This is a genomic window from Streptococcus sp. KCJ4932, assembly GCF_004352745.1.
Lineage (GTDB): Bacteria > Bacillota > Bacilli > Lactobacillales > Streptococcaceae > Streptococcus > Streptococcus ruminicola.
This window is the reverse complement of the sequence record NZ_SJWW01000002.1, coordinates 26,000-44,077: the sequence shown is the minus strand read 5'-3', so window position 1 is coordinate 44,077 and position 18,078 is coordinate 26,000. Positions and strand designations below refer to the sequence as shown.

General features: G+C 38.8%; 19 protein-coding genes and 1 riboswitch. Of the genes, 1 reads left to right on the top strand and 18 read right to left on the bottom strand.

Features of this window, described 5'->3' with window-relative positions:
* Window positions 1–23: 23 nt before the first annotated feature.
* The 18 genes from pheT to E0E02_RS01180 form a co-directional block, all read right to left on the bottom strand.
* On the bottom strand, window positions 24–2,429 hold the full coding sequence (gene pheT, locus E0E02_RS01265; protein ID WP_133017619.1) for a phenylalanine--tRNA ligase subunit beta: 2,406 nt from the start codon (window positions 2,427–2,429) through the stop codon (window positions 24–26).
* A gap of 69 nt (window positions 2,430–2,498) precedes the next feature.
* Window positions 2,499–3,023, bottom strand: a complete 525-nt coding sequence (locus E0E02_RS01260; protein WP_133017618.1) for an N-acetyltransferase — start codon at window positions 3,021–3,023, stop codon at window positions 2,499–2,501.
* Between the two features lie 32 nt (window positions 3,024–3,055).
* Window positions 3,056–4,099, bottom strand: a complete 1,044-nt coding sequence (gene pheS, locus E0E02_RS01255) for a phenylalanine--tRNA ligase subunit alpha (RefSeq protein WP_014334511.1) — start codon at window positions 4,097–4,099, stop codon at window positions 3,056–3,058.
* A gap of 291 nt (window positions 4,100–4,390) precedes the next feature.
* Window positions 4,391–5,257, bottom strand: a complete 867-nt coding sequence (locus E0E02_RS01250; RefSeq protein WP_133017617.1) for a DNA/RNA non-specific endonuclease — start codon at window positions 5,255–5,257, stop codon at window positions 4,391–4,393.
* A 104-nt stretch (window positions 5,258–5,361) separates the two neighbouring features.
* Window positions 5,362–5,550, bottom strand: a complete 189-nt coding sequence (locus E0E02_RS01245; RefSeq protein ID WP_133017616.1) for a DNA-directed RNA polymerase subunit beta — start codon at window positions 5,548–5,550, stop codon at window positions 5,362–5,364.
* Window positions 5,551–5,553: 3 nt separating this feature from the next.
* The gene (gene murA / locus E0E02_RS01240; RefSeq protein ID WP_307770178.1) at window positions 5,554–6,828 is read right to left on the bottom strand and encodes a UDP-N-acetylglucosamine 1-carboxyvinyltransferase; all 1,275 of its coding nucleotides are present in this window, start codon (window positions 6,826–6,828) and stop codon (window positions 5,554–5,556) included.
* 61 nt (window positions 6,829–6,889) lie between these two features.
* On the bottom strand, window positions 6,890–7,126 hold the full coding sequence (locus E0E02_RS01235) for a DUF1146 family protein (protein ID WP_004231090.1): 237 nt from the start codon (window positions 7,124–7,126) through the stop codon (window positions 6,890–6,892).
* Between the two features lie 121 nt (window positions 7,127–7,247).
* Window positions 7,248–7,664 (bottom strand): F0F1 ATP synthase subunit epsilon, encoded by a 417-nt coding sequence (locus E0E02_RS01230; protein ID WP_004231089.1) that lies wholly within the window; start codon window positions 7,662–7,664, stop codon window positions 7,248–7,250.
* 12 nt (window positions 7,665–7,676) lie between these two features.
* Complete coding sequence (atpD, locus tag E0E02_RS01225) at window positions 7,677–9,083, bottom strand: F0F1 ATP synthase subunit beta (RefSeq protein WP_039697146.1); 1,407 nt, start codon at window positions 9,081–9,083, stop codon at window positions 7,677–7,679.
* 66 nt (window positions 9,084–9,149) lie between these two features.
* Window positions 9,150–10,025 carry a F0F1 ATP synthase subunit gamma gene (locus E0E02_RS01220; RefSeq protein WP_020916491.1) on the bottom strand — a complete coding sequence of 292 codons (876 nt, stop codon included), beginning with the start codon at window positions 10,023–10,025 and terminating at the stop codon, window positions 9,150–9,152.
* Between the two features lie 14 nt (window positions 10,026–10,039).
* Complete coding sequence (gene atpA, locus E0E02_RS01215) at window positions 10,040–11,545, bottom strand: F0F1 ATP synthase subunit alpha (RefSeq protein ID WP_039697147.1); 1,506 nt, start codon at window positions 11,543–11,545, stop codon at window positions 10,040–10,042.
* Window positions 11,546–11,560: 15 nt separating this feature from the next.
* The gene (locus tag E0E02_RS01210; protein WP_039697148.1) at window positions 11,561–12,097 is read right to left on the bottom strand and encodes a F0F1 ATP synthase subunit delta; all 537 of its coding nucleotides are present in this window, start codon (window positions 12,095–12,097) and stop codon (window positions 11,561–11,563) included.
* A complete protein-coding gene (gene atpF / locus E0E02_RS01205) occupies window positions 12,097–12,594 on the bottom strand; it encodes a F0F1 ATP synthase subunit B (protein WP_039697149.1) in 498 nt (165 codons plus the stop codon). The genes E0E02_RS01210 and atpF overlap by 1 nt, the downstream gene beginning before the upstream one ends.
* A 14-nt stretch (window positions 12,595–12,608) precedes the next feature.
* A complete protein-coding gene (gene atpB / locus E0E02_RS01200; RefSeq protein ID WP_039697150.1) occupies window positions 12,609–13,328 on the bottom strand; it encodes a F0F1 ATP synthase subunit A in 720 nt (239 codons plus the stop codon).
* Between the two features lie 38 nt (window positions 13,329–13,366).
* Window positions 13,367–13,570: a F0F1 ATP synthase subunit C gene (locus tag E0E02_RS01195; RefSeq protein ID WP_039697151.1), complete on the bottom strand. Its 204-nt coding sequence runs from the start codon at window positions 13,568–13,570 to the stop codon at window positions 13,367–13,369.
* 318 nt (window positions 13,571–13,888) lie between these two features.
* Window positions 13,889–14,914, bottom strand: coding sequence for a diacylglycerol kinase family lipid kinase (locus E0E02_RS01190; RefSeq protein WP_039697152.1), 1,026 nt, complete (start codon window positions 14,912–14,914; stop codon window positions 13,889–13,891).
* A 20-nt stretch (window positions 14,915–14,934) separates the two neighbouring features.
* Window positions 14,935–16,893: an NAD-dependent DNA ligase LigA gene (ligA, locus tag E0E02_RS01185; protein ID WP_133017615.1), complete on the bottom strand. Its 1,959-nt coding sequence runs from the start codon at window positions 16,891–16,893 to the stop codon at window positions 14,935–14,937.
* Window positions 16,894–17,002: 109 nt separating this feature from the next.
* Window positions 17,003–17,512, bottom strand: coding sequence for a QueT transporter family protein (locus tag E0E02_RS01180; RefSeq protein WP_074563380.1), 510 nt, complete (start codon window positions 17,510–17,512; stop codon window positions 17,003–17,005).
* Window positions 17,510–17,622: riboswitch (PreQ1 riboswitch) on the bottom strand. It overlaps the preceding gene by 3 nt.
* A gap of 28 nt (window positions 17,623–17,650) precedes the next feature.
* On the opposite strand from E0E02_RS01180, the gene E0E02_RS01175 reads away from it, so the two are divergent.
* On the top strand, window positions 17,651–18,076 hold the full coding sequence (locus E0E02_RS01175; RefSeq protein ID WP_074563378.1) for a GtrA family protein: 426 nt from the start codon (window positions 17,651–17,653) through the stop codon (window positions 18,074–18,076).
* The last annotated feature ends 2 nt before the right edge of the window (window positions 18,077–18,078 follow it).

Below are 18,078 nucleotides of genomic sequence, written 5' to 3'. Positions count from 1 at the left end.
TAGCCTAATATTGTATCAAATGATTAACGAACTTCTGCTCCTAGTTGTTCAACAAGGACTTTAGTGATTTTATCCATGTATTTAGTAACTTCTTCATCAGTCAAGTTATCATTTGGATTTTGGAATGTTAAGCTGTATGCCATTGATTTCATACCTTCAGCAATATTTGCACCAGCATAGACGTCAAAGAGCTTGATATCAGTCAAACGTTTCACTTTAGCTGATTCAATAGCAGCAACGATTTCTTTGTGAGTAGTAGTTGCTGGCAATAGCAAAGCAATATCACGAGAAACTGCTGGGAATTTAGTGATTTCAACAAACGCTTTATCAGCTTGAAGAGCAGCTTCGATGATATCCAAGTTCAATTCAGCTACGTAAGTTTCTGGAACGTTGTAGTTTTTAGCTGTTTGTGGGTGAATTTGACCAACAAAACCAACCAATTGACCATCCAAGTAGATGCTTGCTGTACGACCTGGGTGCATGCTTTCAAGACCTTTTTCAGCAACGTATTCAACTGTCAAATCAAGTTTGTTAAAGATAGCTTCAACGATACCTTTTGCATAGAAGAAATCAACTGGAGTTGCTTTTGTTTGGAAGTCTTTTTCAGCAACTAAACCAGAGATAGCAAAGGCAAATGTGCTGATTTCGTTTGGTAATTCTTCTTTTGGATTACCTTTTTGTTCAAAGACTTTACCAATTTCATAGATTGCCATGTTACTATTTTTACGAGCAACGTTGTAAGCAATGGTATCAAGCATACCAGAAACAACGTTTTGACGAAGAACTGAACGTTCTACTGACATTGGCCACATCAATTCAGTCAAATTGCTTGGTTGCAATGTAAATTCAGTTGCTTTTTCAGGTGTTGTCAAAGCATATGAGACTATTTCAGTCAATCCAGCACCTTCAGCAATTGAACGCATTTTACGACGCAATTTTTGTGTTGCTGTCAATTCACCTGCAGTACCAGCAGCTTGTGGAAGTGTTGTTGGAAGATTTTCGTAACCGTAAATACGAGCAATTTCTTCAACCAAGTCAGCTTGGATAGCAATATCCCAACGACGACGTGGTACTGAAACTGTGAATTTATCAGCATTTCCTGACAAACCAAAACCAAGTTTAGCAAAGACATCTTCGATATCAGCAAAAGTCAATTCTGTTCCCAAACGAACGTTAACGTAGTCAAGTGTTGTTGATACTTCAACATCTTCAGTTGGAACTGAACCAGCTTCCACACGACCAGAAAGAACTTCGCCTTCAGCTAATTCTGTAAGCATTGCTGCTGCAAAATCAAGCGCTTCATCAACAGTAGCGTAGTTGATTCCTTTTTCAAAACGAGCTGAGCTTTCAGAACGAAGGTTCAAACGAGATCCAGTACGACGGATAGCTGTACCATCAAAGACAGCAGCTTCAAGAACAACGTTTTTAGAAGCGTTGTCGATTTCAGTAGCTTGACCACCCATCACACCAGCAAGAGCAACTGGTTTGTCAGCAACTGTGATAACAAGGTCTTCTTCTGTCAATTCACGTTCTTCACCATCAAGAGTGACCAATTTTTCACCAGCACGTGCATTGCGAGCAACGATTTTATTGTCTTCAAATTTATTCAAATCAAAAGCATGCATTGGTTGACCGAAGTACAATAGCACGTAGTTTGTCACGTCGACAACATTGTTGATTGGACGAATACCAGCGTTCATCAAAAGGTTTTGCAACCATTGTGGACTTGGTTTAACAGTCACGTTTTCAACGACACGTGCTTTGTAAGTCAAGACTTTATCAGACTCGATAGCAACATCGATAACGTCTTTTGCAGCTTTAGAAACTTCTTTAAGTTCTTTTTCTGGGAAGTGAACTTCTTTTCCGTAGATAGCAGCTACTTCATGTGCAACCCCACGCATTGAAAGGGCATCTGCACGGTTTGGTGTGATTGACAACTCAACAATTTCATCATCCAAATCAAGGTATGGGAAAATGCTGTCACCTGGTTTAGCATCTTCTGGCAAGATTTGAATACCGTCTGAAAATTCTTTTGGAATGATTGATTCTGGCAAACCAAGTTCTTGGAGTGAGCAAATCATACCAAGTGATTCCATACCACGAATTTTACCTTTTTTGATTTTGTAGTTATCAGCAATACGTGCACCTGGTACAGCTACGATAACTTTGATACCTGCAGTAACATTTGGAGCACCACAAACGATTTGGCGCAATTCATCATCACCAGTATCTACTTGGCAAAGGTGCAAGTGTGTTTCAGGAACATCTTCACAAGATACAACGTGACCAACAACCAATTTTGTCAATCCTTCAGATGGTGATGAAACTCCTTCAACCTCAATCCCTGTTGTTGACATTTTTTCAGAAAGCTCATGTGTTGTAACATCAACATCAACAAGCTCTTTTAACCATTTATAACTTACTAACATAATATGTGTTAAAAGCTTTTCGCAGTCAAAATACATTTGACAGGTAAGCTTCTTTATCCCTTTCTACTCTTATTCTTTTAAGGCTTTTCGCATAAGCCAATCTGTGTCTACTTTATCACCAACTTTAAATGAGTGCTCTGAAAATTTTTCAAAGCCGTATTTACGGTAGAAACCTTGAGCTTTGACATTGCCTTCCCAGACACCTAACCAAGCCCAATCAAATTTGCCTGCCTTAGCCATATCAAGCGCCAGCTCAAATAATTTCTTACCTAAGCCAAGTCCCTGACATTCACTAAGAATGTAAATACGTTGGATTTCAAAAGCATTTTTTAGTTCATGCTCTGTCTGTGCTGCGCCCCAGTTCACTTTCATAAAGCCAACCTCGCGCCCATCAACTTTGACAAAGCGAACATCAGATTCTTTATCTGTCACGTCTTTTTTAAGTTGCGCTAAAGTATAATTCTCATCGAAAAATTCTTGAAGTTCCTCCTCGGTATTATCAAAACCAAATGTTTCACGAAAAGTATCGATGCTCAATTTTTGTAGCATATCTAACTTATCCAAGGTTACTTTTTCAACTTTGATTTCTGCCATGATGACCTCCAATTCTTTTTCTTACTAATTAATTATTTAAATTGATCTGAGAAACGGACATCGCCTTGATAGAAGCCACGGATATCATTGATACCGTAACGAAGCATCGCAATACGTTCTTGACCAAGACCAAAAGCAAATCCAGAATATTTTTCTGAGTCAACGCCAGACATTTCAAGAACGCGTGGGTGTACCATACCGGCACCAAGGATTTCAATCCAACCAGTTTTCTTACATACGTTACATCCTTTACCACCACATTTGAAGCATGAAACGTCAACTTCTACTGATGGTTCAGTGAATGGGAAGTATGATGGACGAAGACGGATTTTACGATCTTCACCAAACATTTTCTTGATAATCATTTCAAGCGTTCCTTTTAGGTCACCCATAGAAATGTTTTCACCGACAACAAGACCTTCAATTTGGTGGAATTGGTGGCTGTGAGTCGCATCATCTGTATCACGACGGAAAACACGTCCTGGTGAGATCATTTTCAAAGGACCTTTAGAAAAGTCGTGTTTATCAAGTGTACGTGCTTGTACTGGACTTGTGTGAGTACGAAGCAAGATTTCTTCAGTAATGTAAAAAGTATCTTGCATATCACGTGCTGGGTGATCTTTTGGCAAGTTCATGCGTTCAAAGTTGTAGTAGTCAGATTCAACTTCATAACCATCAACAACTTGGAATCCCATACCAAGGAAAATATCTTCAATTTCTTCGCTTGTTTGTGTCAATACATGACGGTTACCAAGGTTTACTTGACGTCCTGGAAGAGTCACATCCAAGCTTTCTGATTCCAATTGTGCTTTGATTTTAGCAGCTTCAACGATTTTAGCTTGTTCTTCAAAAGCTTTTGTCAAAACGTCACGTACTTCGTTAACTTGTTTTCCGACAACTGGACGCATTTCTTTAGAAAGATCTTTCAAACCTTTCAACAATTCTGTCAATGATCCTTTTTTACCAAGAACTTGCACACGTAATTCTTGAAGTTCTTTTGCATTGTTTCCACGCATTTCAGCCAATTTAGCTTGCGTAGATGATTTTAATTCTTCTAACTGCGCTTGTAAATCCATTAAAATTCCTTCCTTGGGGCAACCCCTAATGTTTTTAAACGAAAAAAGCGTGCCACACTCCAATAGCGGAGCGTTGACACGCGGTACCATCCGTTTTTTATCTGACTAGCAGACCTTAATTCATCGTCTTTAACATGAGTGAATTCGCCAAACTTTCATCTAGGAAGCTTCCAGTCACGACTTCCATTCCCTGATAAACTGCCATAAGGTTACTAGTCTCATAAGACACTATTCAATTTACACCCCATTCTAGCAAATTTTTTGCCATTTGACAAGGTTGAATATAGCAGCTTAATTCACACTAACCTGACCTGAATAATAATCGAAGCTTAAACCACTTTGCACATTTGGAATAAAGACATTAAACTCTAAACTGCCATCAGATGACTTAGCTTCCAAATGTGTCCCGCTAGCAAGAATATTATCGCCATCATAAATCAAGGTCACGCGGTAACGAACACGCTTATTCTGATCAAGTGCTCTTCTGACCTGACCTTCGTAGTAATTTTGACCCGTTGAGTCTTCTGAACTAGCTTCATTTGCCCAGGCTGTCTGAGTGGCTACATTTTCAGGATTGCTTGTTGAAGCATCAAAGCCTTTTAAGCCACCAACTAAAGCATAGCCGAGCAAGTGCCCACGGTCCACGGCGTGACTGTATGTTCCAGAAAGATTTTGCACTTGATGCCAGCCCGCTGGTGTCCATGAAGTTGAGCCATTTCCAGTTTCCTCACGGTTTCTATATTGACGTGTCGACTTACTCAACAAAGCATTTGCGACCGTTGGAATAGTCTGACCTTGCACAATTTTTGTTTTGTTATTGGCATAAGGTTTGCTGGCTACTCTTGCGTTCAAATCGGTTTTATTTCCGTTAACCAAATAAGCTCCCGCACCGTTCCATTCTAAATTTGAACCAAGCTGTGCTTTGACACTGTCTGTTAAGACTGTATCTGCCAATTCTTGACTTGGTGTTGCTTGATTAGCAGATGACTGATTTGACACAATCTTTGCAGAAGATTGACCTGTAATTAAGGAAATCACCTGATTAACAGGATCACTTGAATCTGATGTTGTCAACCAACCCGCACCAATACTAACCAATAAAACTAATAAAGAAATAAATGATTTTGTCTGTTTAGACAGTTTTGATTTTTTTGCCATAAAATCCTTTCACTAAAAAAGTGGAACATCGTGCTTTATCAAAATCATAAAGTCGATTATCCCACTTCTACATTTTCGTCAAGCTGCTCTAAAATACAAATAGCTTATTGGCCTGTAAATTTGCCAATAATTGCTTGCCATTTATCAATCGATAAAATTGAGAGTGGATTTTTACCATCACCAATGACGGCATATCCAATCATCAATCCAACTGCTAAAAATAAACAAGCCAAAAGAGCAACCACTAGAACTAATCCTAACTGTTTTGCTACGTATTTCCAGCCACTTGTCATTTTTTAAGCCTCACTTACACGTTTAATATTTGCACCGAGTTTAGCCAATTTTTCATGGAATTTGTAGTATCCACGGTCAAGGTGATTCAAGCGACCAACTGTTGTTGTTCCTTTTGCCACCATCCCTGTCAAAATAAGGGCTGCACTAGCACGAAGGTCAGTTGACATAACTGGAGCACCTTGAAGCTCTAGCCCACCATGAATCATAGCTGTATCGCGCATGATTTCTGACTGCAAGCCCATACGGCGCATTTCTTCCAAATGTTGGAAACGATTCTCAAAGACCGTTTCAATCATTGTTGATTCGCCATTGACAACTGCCATCAAAGCTGTAAATTGCGCTTGCATATCAGTTGGGAAACCTGGGTGAGGAAGTGTTTTAACCGTTACAGGTTTCAATTTTGCTGTATCAGCAATAACACGAATCCCTTCAGGTTCATCAATAACGGTCACACCCATCTCAATCAATTTTGAAATCAAAGGACGATTGTGTTCCCAGATAGCATCCTTAACAAGAACATTACCTGATGTCATAGCTGCCGCTACCATGAAAGTTCCAGCTTCAATACGGTCTTGAACCACATCGTGTTCAGCACCATGAAGGCTATCAACACCAGTAATGGTCAAAGTCTCTGTACCAGCACCTTTAACGATAGCACCCATTTTATTAAGTAGCATCGCTAAATCAACGATTTCTGGCTCACGTGCGACATTTTCAATAACAGTCACACCTTCTGCCAAAGTTGCTGCCATCATCAAGTTTTGTGTTGCACCAACTGATGGGAAATCCATGTAAATTGTTGTCCCTTTAAGTTTCCCATCAACAGTCGCTGTGATATCACCACCAGCTTGTGTGATTTTTGCCCCCATAGCTTCCAAACCTTTAAGGTGAAGGTCAATTGGACGACTACCAATCGTGCAGCCACCAGGCATTGATACTTTTGCATGACCTTTACGCGCTAAAATTGGTCCTAAAACAACGATTGAAGCACGCATTTTGCTAACATATTCATATGGGGCAATATCCAAAATATCTCCTGAAGCATCCACTTCAATCGTGTTATTCGCTTCATCAAAATCAACTTGAATATCTAAACCACGGACAACATTATTCATCGTAAAGACATCTGAAAGGATTGGGACATTTGTTAAAACTGTCTTTCCTTCCTTCGGTAAAATTGTCGCTGCAAGAAGAGGAAGAACCGCATTCTTTGCTCCTTCAATGATTACTTCTCCTTCTAGGCGTGTATTACCGCCTTCAATAATAATTTTATCCAAAATGAACTCCATTCTTATATTATAATATCAAAATTATATCATAGTTTAGCGATTATTGCTTTTATTGAAAACCAAAGAAGAAAGTCTGACTAACTGTAATGATTTCCAAAATAAAGTGGCTTACCATATAACCAAGTGCAATACTAACCAAAAGAATAAATACTTTAAGGCGACCAATATTCTCAGGTGTATTTTTAATTAATTTTGACCAATCAAATAAATTTCGAAGAATTTGATGTGTCATTGCAATAAAAACAAGGTGACTAATCAAAGTCACTGAACTATTTAAAATTTCCATAGAACTATTATATCAGATTTCATTTTCGACAACAAAAAACTGCACAAGTGTAAGCTTTCTTCATGAAAAAATCATCAAAAAGTAACAAAAAAGTCTGAGATAAACTCTCAGACCTTTTCTTTTATTTATTACCAACACTGATACGGTTCAAAGCACGGCGAAGAGCAACTTGTGCACGACGTACTTCGTCGATATCGTGAGTACTTTGAGCTTGTTCCAATTTACGTTCAGCACGAATCTTAGCGCGTTCAGCACGACTAACATCGATATCGCGTTCACGTTCTGCAGAATCTGCAACAATTGTCACAAGATTATCTTTAATCTCAATAATACCACCGTTGATAGCTACCCAATCCACGTGATTAGGATCATCTGTACGATGAATTTTCATCTCGTGAACTGTTAGCGGAGCAATGAGGTTAATGTGTTCTGGCAAAATCCCCATCTCACCATCCGGTGTTTTTACTGAAATAAAATTAGCATGGTGATCATAGCGAATACCATCTGGTGTTACTACCTGAACAGTCATAAATGTCATGGTATCACCTCATTAGTAATTCATTTTCTTAGCTTTTTCAACTACATCCTCGATTGGACCTACGTTACGGAAAGCATCTTCTGGAAGATCATCGTATTTACCTTCCAAAATTTCTTTGAAGCCTCGAACAGTTTCAGCAACTGGTACGTATGAACCAGGCATACCTGTAAATTGTTCAGCAACGTTGAAGTTTTGTGACAAGAAGAATTGGATACGACGAGCACGTCCAACCAATGTTTTTTCTTCGTCTGACAATTCATCCATACCAAGGATTGCGATGATATCTTGCAATTCACGGTAACGTTGAAGAACACGTTGAACTTCTGTTGCAACTTCATAGTGTTCTTGACCAACAATTTCTGGTGCAAGGGCACGTGAACTTGAAGCAAGTGGGTCAACGGCTGGGTAGATACCCATTTGAGTCAACTTACGTTCAAGGTTAGTTGTTGAATCCAAGTGAGCGAATGCTGTTGCTGGCGCTGGGTCAGTGTAGTCATCGGCTGGCACGTAGATGGCTTGGATTGATGTAACAGAACCTTTTTTAGTTGATGTGATACGTTCTTGCAATTGACCCATTTCAGTAGCCAATGTTGGTTGGTAACCAACGGCTGATGGCATACGTCCAAGAAGGGCTGATACTTCAGAACCTGCTTGAGTGAAACGGAAGATGTTATCGATGAAGAGAAGCACGTCTTGTCCTTCAACATCACGGAAGTATTCCGCGATAGTCAAACCAGTAAGGGCAACACGCATACGTGCTCCAGGTGGTTCATTCATTTGACCGAAGACCATGGCTGTTTTTTCGATAACGCCAGATTCTTTCATTTCCCAGTAAAGGTCATTACCTTCACGTGTACGTTCCCCAACACCGGTAAATACTGAGATACCACCGTGTTCTTGGGCAATGTTGTGAATCAATTCTTGGATAAGAACGGTTTTACCAACACCGGCACCACCGAAAAGTCCGACTTTACCACCTTTTAGGTAAGGGGCAAGAAGGTCAATAACTTTGATACCTGTTTCAAGGATTTCTGATGATGTTGATAATTCATCAAATGCTGGTGCTTTTTTGTGAATTGGTTCGCGTGGTGCATCTTCTGCAAATGGTTCGTCAAGGTCAATTGTATCCCCGAGAACGTTAAACACACGACCCAAAGTTTCTTTACCAACTGGTACACTGATTGGACGACCAGTATCAAAAACTTCTAATCCACGTGTAAGCCCATCAGTTGATTCCATAGCGATAGTACGTACAAGACCGTCTCCAAGTTCAAGAGCAACTTCGAGCACGATTTTTTGAGATTTATCGCCATCTTTATAAACAATCAATGCATTATTAATCTCAGGTAGTTTGTCGCCAGCTGCAAACGCAACGTCAACGACAGGACCAACAACCTGAGCAATTTTGCCTGAGCTCATGTTTTTCTCCTTTTAGATTTTTTAGGGATTTTCTCCCTTTTTATGAGGCTAAAAAGCACTCACATTTTATTCTAGTGCGTTAGCACCTGCTACAATTTCTGTAATTTCTTGTGTAATAGCAGCTTGACGTGCACGGTTGTACTGAATGGTCAAATCGTTAATAACGTTTTTGGCATTATCAGTGGCTGTTTGCATAGCTGTCATACCAGCGGCATGTTCAGCAGTTTTAGCATCAACAATGGCACCATAAATAAGGCTTTCAGTATATTGTGGTAAGAGTTGTTCCAAAATCATTTCACGATTTGGTTCCAATTCAAATCCACTTACACCTTCTTCTGCTGCTTCATCAGCATCCAATTCAGCAATTGGAAGCATTTGTTGCACACGAACTTGACTAGTCAAGCTGTTCACGTGGTGATTGTAACATACATATAATTCATCGAACAATTCGTTTTTATACATCTCAACAGATTTTGCGATGATATTTCCAACTTGTTCAAATGATGGCTGATCTTCCAAACCACGCAATTCAAAGACAACGTTCATTCCACGAGCTTTAAAGAAATCAGCACCAATACCACCGATGGCAATAATAGCATAGTTGCCATCTTGGTGATATTCCTCAATAAGATCCATCATTGCTTTCAAGATTTTTGAGTTATATCCACCAACAAGTCCTTTGTCAGACGTGATAACAATGTAACCAGTCTTTTTAACCGGACGAGCGGCTAGCATTGGATTTTTTGAACCATTAACTAGTTCTGATTTCAATAAGTCAGTAGTAATTTGACGAATTTTTGAAGCGTAAACTTGGAAATCTTTTGCTGCTTGCTCAGATTTAGTCAATTTTGCAGCAGATACCATTTGCATGGCACCTGTGATGTGACTTGTTTTCTGAGTTGAAATAATTTTCCCTTTGATTTCACTAAGAGAGCCTGCCATATGCTACCTCCCTCTTATTTGAATTCTGACTGATCTTTAAAGGCTTGAATAGCTGCATCTAAGACAGATTCTTCTGGTAAATCTTTGGTTGTACGGATAGTTTCAAAGATTGATTCGTAGTGTGCATCAAAGTAATCATACAAAGCTTCTTCGAATGCTAAGATGTCATTTACTGGCACATCATCCAAGAAACCATGAGTAAGTGCATAAAGAATCACAACTTGTTTTTCAACAGGAAGTGGTTTGTGAACAGGTTGTTTAAGCACTTCAACTGTACGACGTCCACGGTTAAGTTTAGCTTGAGTTGCGGCATCCAAGTCAGAACCGAATTGAGTGAAGGCTTCAAGTTCACGGTAAGAAGCCAAGTCAAGACGAAGTGTACCAGCAACTTTCTTCATTGCTTTGATTTGTGCTGAACCACCAACACGTGATACTGAAGAACCAGCATCAATCGCAGGACGAATACCTGAGTTGAAAAGATTTTCTTGCAAGAAGATTTGTCCGTCAGTGATTGAGATTACGTTAGTTGCGATGTAAGCTGAGATATCACCAGCTTGTGTTTCGATAAATGGAAGAGCTGTAATTGAACCACCACCAAGAGCATCAGAAACTTTCGCAGAACGTTCAAGCAAGCGGCTGTGAAGATAGAAGACATCACCTGGGTAAGCTTCACGTCCTGGTGGACGACGAAGAAGAAGTGACAGTTCACGGTAAGCTACCGCTTGTTTTGATAGATCATCATAAACAATCAAGACATGTTTTCCGTTGTACATGAATTCTTCAGCCATTGCAACACCAGCATATGGAGCGATGTAAAGTAATGGAGAAGGTTGTGAAGCTGAGGCTGTCACAACGATTGTGTAATCAAGGGCACCGTATTTACGAAGTGTTTCAACTTGTGTACGAACAGTTGATTCTTTTTGACCAATCGCAACATAGATACAAATCATATCTTGTCCTTTTTGGTTCAAAATTGCGTCAATCGCAACAGATGTTTTACCTGTTTGACGGTCACCAATGATCAATTCACGTTGACCACGTCCAATCGGAACCAAAGCGTCAATCGCTTTAAGACCTGTTTGGAGTGGTTCAGAAACTGATTTACGTTGCATAACGCCTGGTGCAGGTGTTTCAACTGGACGTGTAGCAGTTGTCTTGATATCACCAAGACCATCTACTGGTTGACCAAGTGGGTTAACAACACGACCGATAAGAGCTTCACCTACTGGTACTTCCATGATTTTACCAGTACGTTTTACTTCATCACCTTCACGAATTGTAGAGAAATCTCCAAGAATGATGATACCAACGTCATTTGACTCAAGGTTTTGAGCCATACCGAAAGCACCATTTGAAAATTCAAGAAGTTCTCCACTCATGGCATTATCAAGTCCACGAGCACGAGCGATACCATCACCGATATAAGTGACAACACCAGTTTCTGTGACGTCAAAATTTGGCTGGAAGTTTTCAATTTGCTTTTTAATTAAAGCGCTAATTTCTTGTGCATTAATTGCCAAAAGTCACACCACTTTCTATTTCAAATTCATTTTAAATTCTTGCAATTGACGACGAATACTTGTGTCAATTACTTTATTGTTAACATTGATAACAAATCCACCAAGGATTGATTCGTCAATGTTTTCAACGAGTTTTCCAGCTTTAACACCGAATTTTTCAGCAACTAAAGCTAGGATACGTTCTTTTTGTTCATCAGTTAAAGCTACTGCGGTTGTCACAACAATATCGTGTTGATTTGTAGCAATAACAAAATCTTTTTGAACACCTTCTAAGATGGCTTTCAAGAACGCTTCTCGTTCATTTTGTAAAATTACCTCAAGAAAATTGTTCATGTAAACTGAACTAGACTCTTGAAGCAACCTAACAAGTTTTACTTTTTCATCACGTGAAACGACTAAACTTGACAAGAAGTCAGCTAAGTTTGTCTCTTCAAAAACAGACAACAAAGCTTCTGTTTCTGATTGGAGTTCAGCTAAACTGTCTTTTTCAATAGCAATTTCTACGAGACTTTTCGCATATTGCTCAACAAGAGCTTGTGTCTTTTTATCCATTAGGCATCTCCTAGCTTGTCAAGATAGCTATCAATGAGATTGCTTTGAGCTTCTTTGTCAAGATTAGCTGTCATGATTTTTTCTGCCAAAAGGACAGTCAAATCAGCGACATCACCTTTAACACTTGAAAGAGCTTCTGCTTTACTTTGTTCGATATCTTGATTAGCTTTAGCTTTCAAGCGGCTAGCTTCTTCGCGTGCTTCAGCGACAATTTTAGCCTCTTGATTTTTACCAGTTTCTTTGGCATCATCAATAATTTGAGTTGCCTCAGTACGAGCGCCAGCTAACTCTTCTTGGCGTTTAGCAGCAAGAGCTTCTGCTTCTTTACGTGCTGCTTCTGCACCATCAATATCATTAGCAATTTTTTCTTCACGAGCGGTAAAGATCCCTGTCAATTGTTCCCAAGCAAAAAGTTTGATGAGAACCAACAAAAGGATCACTGAACCAGCAGTAATAATAATATTACCAATACTTGTACTATTGATTAGTGTTTCCATTGATTATTCCTTTCTTAAGATTCATCCTCATCTTCTGGGAGTTTTTCTGAGATATATTTAGATGACAAAATAGTAAATACGTACGCTTGAATGCATCCGATAAAGGCTGAGAAAGCAACCCAAGCCAAGTTAAGGGCAAAGGCAAATGGAGCAAAAATCAAGCTTTTTGTACCAAATCCTACAATCAAAGCAGTAACAACTTCACCAGCATAAATGTTACCAAATAAACGTAGAGCAAGTGACAAAACGTTAGTAAATTGCTCTAAGATGTTCATTGGAAGCATCATTGGGAAAGGACTCAAGTAACCTTTCAAATATGCTTTGACACCTTTCTTTCGAACACCTTCAACATGGACAACAATCGCGACGATTAAAGACAAAGTAAAATCGACCATGAAAGTTGATGTTGGAGATGTCCAAAAGTTATAATCTTCAGACTCCAATTTAACTAGCAACCCAAGGTTGTTAGCAATCAGAATGAAAAAGAAGAATGTGAACATCAACAAGCTGTACTTAGGAGTGTATTCTCCAAGATTAGGTTTAATCGTATTTTGTACGAACTCGTAGACATACTCAATGAAATTTTGTTTTCCTTTAGGTTTTAGAGTCATTTTTCGAGTTGCCCAAAAAATGATACCGAAGGAAATAATCACCGTCAAGAGAGACATCGCTAAAATGGTTAAGTCAAACTCAATACCAAAGACATGCGCTGTTGGATTTACAGATGTTTCCAACTTTATCCCTCCTTCTTTTTATAAGTTCTTAGTTAGAATTATCCAACGAAGAATGTAGATGCAAGAAGGACGAAGAATGTACCTTCGATGAAGGCTACTCCAAGGAACATAAGTGTTTGCAATTTACTGAACATTTCAGGTTGACGTGCTGCAGATTTTGCAATGTTGGCAACGAGGATACCTTCACCAAGACTAACTCCTAGTACGGCAAGACCAAGTGCTAAGATTTTTAAATTCAACATGATATGAATCTCCTTTTAAAATTTTTTACTTCGTTATTTTAGTCCTATTTTAAGGAATTGTCAACGAAATCACCGTTTTCGGAAACGTTTTCCCAAACTATACTTAACCTTTGTTTAGTTTTTGAGCAATAATAAAAGGAAAACGGTCAAATCCGCTTTCCTCTAGGCTTTATGAGCCTTATTTACTAACATTTTATGATAGATTTTCTATACAAATGATGTTGGAAAACACGTTTTTGGACATAATGTCCAGAAACTGCTTTCATAAACAATTTTCCATATAATTTTGAAAACACTTTCTACTATTTAAAGTGTGAATTATTTGTCCATTGACTCATCTAAGTCTTCAACTTCATGAGCAAATTTTTGAGCAATAGCTTCTAGCGCTAAATCTTCTTGATCCCAAACTAAGGCATCATCTGAAATTTCATCCGTGTTAGCAAAGAAAGTAATATGATTTTTAAGATTACGAAGCACGATTGGCGCGTCACCACCGTACTCACCATCCAAATTAATCATCATTTTCTTGTCTGATAGAGGTTCAATTTCCAAGAAGTCTGTCTTGATGTACTCAATGCGCTTATCGCCGATATGTTTACCACCATCAAGAACTAGTCGAATCAAACGTAAAATCTCAATCAAGTTAGCAGTCTTCACTAAAATCAAAGTGAACTTACCATCATCAAGTTTAGCATCTGGAGCGATTTGTTCAAAACCACCAACTGAATTAGTGATGGCAGCAAAAATCATTGACACATCACCTTCAAAGACACCTTTTTCATGTTTAATTCGAACTGGAACTGTACGAATTCCTGGTAGAAGTTCAACCCCCTTTGCCAAATAAGCTAGGTAACCAAACATGGTTTTCAACTGACTTGGCACACTGTAAGTCAATTCTGTGAATGAACCTGCAGCAGCGATATTGATAAAATACGTATCCTCACGCGCTTGACCAATATCCATGTGAATCAGTTGGTTTTTACCAATAATTTTTGCAGCTTCAACGGGATTTCCACGAGGAATCTTAAGGGCACGCGCAAAGTCATTTGTCGTACCTGTTGGAATAATTGCCATTTTTGGTCGTTTTTCTAGCGGAGCAATTCCGTTAACAACCTCATTAATCGTTCCATCACCACCCGCAGCAATGACTAAATCGAAGCCAGCCTTTGCTGCTCTCTCAGCTTCATTGCGAGCTGAATTTTCTTCGGGTGTTGTTTGAAAGGCAGAAGTTTCATAACCAAAGCCTTCTAAAATATCTAGAACTTCGGCAACATTTTTCTTCATAATTTCCTGGCCAGAGGTCGGATTATAGATTAAACGTGCTCGTTTTTGTTTTTTGACCATATTATATTACCTCAAAAAGATTATAAACTTTCTAACCAAGCTTCATCACGAACGTCAATTCCAAGAGCTTGGGCTTTTGTCAATTTTGATCCTGCATCTGCTCCTGCAACGACAATATCTGTCTTTTTAGAAACACTGCCTGTAACCTTAGCTCCTAAATCCTGCAACTTTTCTTTAGCTTCATTTCGCGTTAAGCGTTGGAGTTTCCCAGTTAAAACCACTGTCAAACCAGCTAATTGAGCATCTTTGGAAACTTTCTTTCCAAGATAAACAAAATTAACACCAGCATTTTTCAATTCTGCCAAAAGTTCTTCGGCTTCTTTTTTTGCAAAATAGCTGCGCAGTGACTTAGCAATAACTGTTCCAAGACCATCAATATTAGCAATAGCTTCTTCGTCTGCTGCCACAAGGTTTTCGATACTTTCAAAAACTTCTAGGAGCTGACGACTTGCTTTAGCACCAACATGACGGATTCCTAAACCAAATAATAATTTTTCTGCTGAATTAGCTTTTGATGCTTGGATAGCATTGTAAAGTTTTTCAGCTGATTTTTCTTTAAAGCCATCAAGCGTCAGCAAATCTTCGACACTTAGTCGATAAATATCTGCAACGTCATGAACCAAATCCGCTGTAAAGAGTTTCTTAACGATTGAAGGTCCAAGACCAGTTATATTCATGGCATCTCGACTGGCAAAATGCGTTAAGCGCTCTTGAATCTGGCTTGGGCAAAGTGGGTTAATACAGCGAAGCGCCACTTCATCCTCATAGTGAATCAGCTCACTGCCACATGACGGACACGTCTCAGGAATTGGCATTGGGACTTGATTATCACGCTTACTTTCAACCACGTGAAGTACCGCTGGAATAATATCTCCCGCCTTGTAGACAATAACGGTATCTCCGATTCGGATATCTTTTTCAGCAATATAATCCACATTGTGCAAAGTCGCACGACTAACAGTTGTTCCTGCAAGTTGAACAGGCGTTAAATTAGCTGTTGGGGTAACAACTCCCGTGCGACCAACCGTCCAATCTACTGACAAAATCTCAGCTTCTTTTTCTTCAGCTGGAAATTTATAAGCAATCGCCCAACGTGGTGCCTTAACTGTAAATCCAAGTTCTTCTTGCATAGCAAGGCTATTAACCTTAATAACGATACCGTCAATATCATACGGAAGGCTATCACGCTCTGCAGCCACTTCTTGAATAAATGCCCAGATATCTTCCATTGAAGATGTTGTAATGCGTTTTGGATTAACTGAAAAACCATAACGAGACAATTCTTCTAAAACGTCATTTTGTGTGGTCATACTTGTTGACGCCACTTCTTGGTACAAGAAGGTTGCTAGATTACGTTTTGCAACGACTGCAGTATTCAACTGACGAAGGGTACCAGCTGCGGCATTACGAGGATTGGCAAATTCTGACTGACCACTTTCCCGACGTTCTTCGTTAATCTTATCAAAAGATTCTCTCGGCAAATAAGCTTCGCCTCGAACCGTGATTGTCAAAGGCTCGTCCAATTTGTGTGGAATGTCTTTGATGCGTTTGACATTTTCAGTGATATTTTCACCGATTGAACCATCACCACGTGTTGCACCAACTTGAAGTACACCGTCTACGTAGACTAATGATACTGAAAGTCCATCAATCTTAAGCTCAGCCATGTAAGATGCATTTGGAAATTCTGCCTTGACGCGACGATCAAAATCATCTAATTCCTCACGTGAAAAAGCATCTTGTAAACTATACAGTGGTGTTTCATGTTGATATTTTTCAAAGCCATCTAAAATAAGACCCCCAACTGCTTGTGTCGGACTATCCGGCAAAATCAAGTCTGGATTAGCCTTTTCAAGCTCTACCAATTCACGATAGAGCTTGTCATACTCACTATCAGAGACCGTTGGTTGGTCTTGTGTATAATACTCTTTTCGATACTGGTTGAGTTCATCAACCAATTTTTGAATACGTTCTTTCATATATACTATTTTAACACATCTAAAGAAAAATACTCTTTAAAACTTATCATTTTTTGAAGATATTATATAGAAAAAAAGAACTTCCACTTTTGGAAATTCTTTTGGTATATCAAGCAGTCAATTCAATGCGACTGGCTAATTTATCCATGACAAGTGAGCCGATTAGAAGTGATGCAAGTTCTCCCACAGCTGATGTAAACCACGTCATCAAGAAAGGTGCGTTAGCAACAATATGCAACTCTGTGGCAATGGTAAACATTGAAGCCGCAAATAATAGTGAGAAATAAAAGAATGCTTTGTTAAATAAACCATTAAAGAGATATTGATCTTTATAGCGGTCAAACAAGGTTACACCTAGCATCAAGAAAATAAAAGTCTGGCTACCACCGACAAAGACATCGATGAGACCAAAACTATATAAATTAGCAATCATACAACCTGCTGTTAAGCCGATAATATATTTACGATTATAAAAAGCCAAAAATACTAACATTTCTGATACTCGGAACTGATAAGCACCGTAAGAAATCGCATTTAGAGGCGGTGTGATTGTTAAAACAACATAAAGTGCTGCAACAAGGGCAACTCGAACAAAATCACGCATAGTGAATTTTTCCATTTTCTTCTCCTTTGACGTTTGAAAGGCTAGCTTCCAACGTTTGTAATATGCTTGGCGAAAGGGAACTAAGCACCAAGGGTCGTCAAGACAACGCTTAAAAGTATAGCACATTTTTCTAAAATTTGATATAGTAGACCTATGAAAAAATTAATCACAAGCGAAGTTTTTAAGTATCTCTTTTTTGGTGTTCTAACAACTCTTGTCTACATGGGAACACGTTTAGTTATCTTTTCACTGACAAGTTCTGCAACTTTCTCAGCTGTTATTGCTAATATTGTTGCTATTTTATTTGCCTTCTTTACCAATGATTATTTTGTTTTCAATCAAGTTCGTAAAGGTTGGTTTGAGCGTTTAGTCAAATTCACCATTGCACGTTTGTCAACACTCATTTTAGATTTAGCTTTGGCATTCTTTTTGGTCACAAAATTCCCGCACATCATCGGACAATTTGTTAACAACAACATTTCAATGGTCAATGCTATCGAAACTCTCTTTTCTCAAGTATTAATCATCGTCTTAAATTACGTCCTTAGCAAATTATTAGTCTTTAAAGACAAAAAATAACA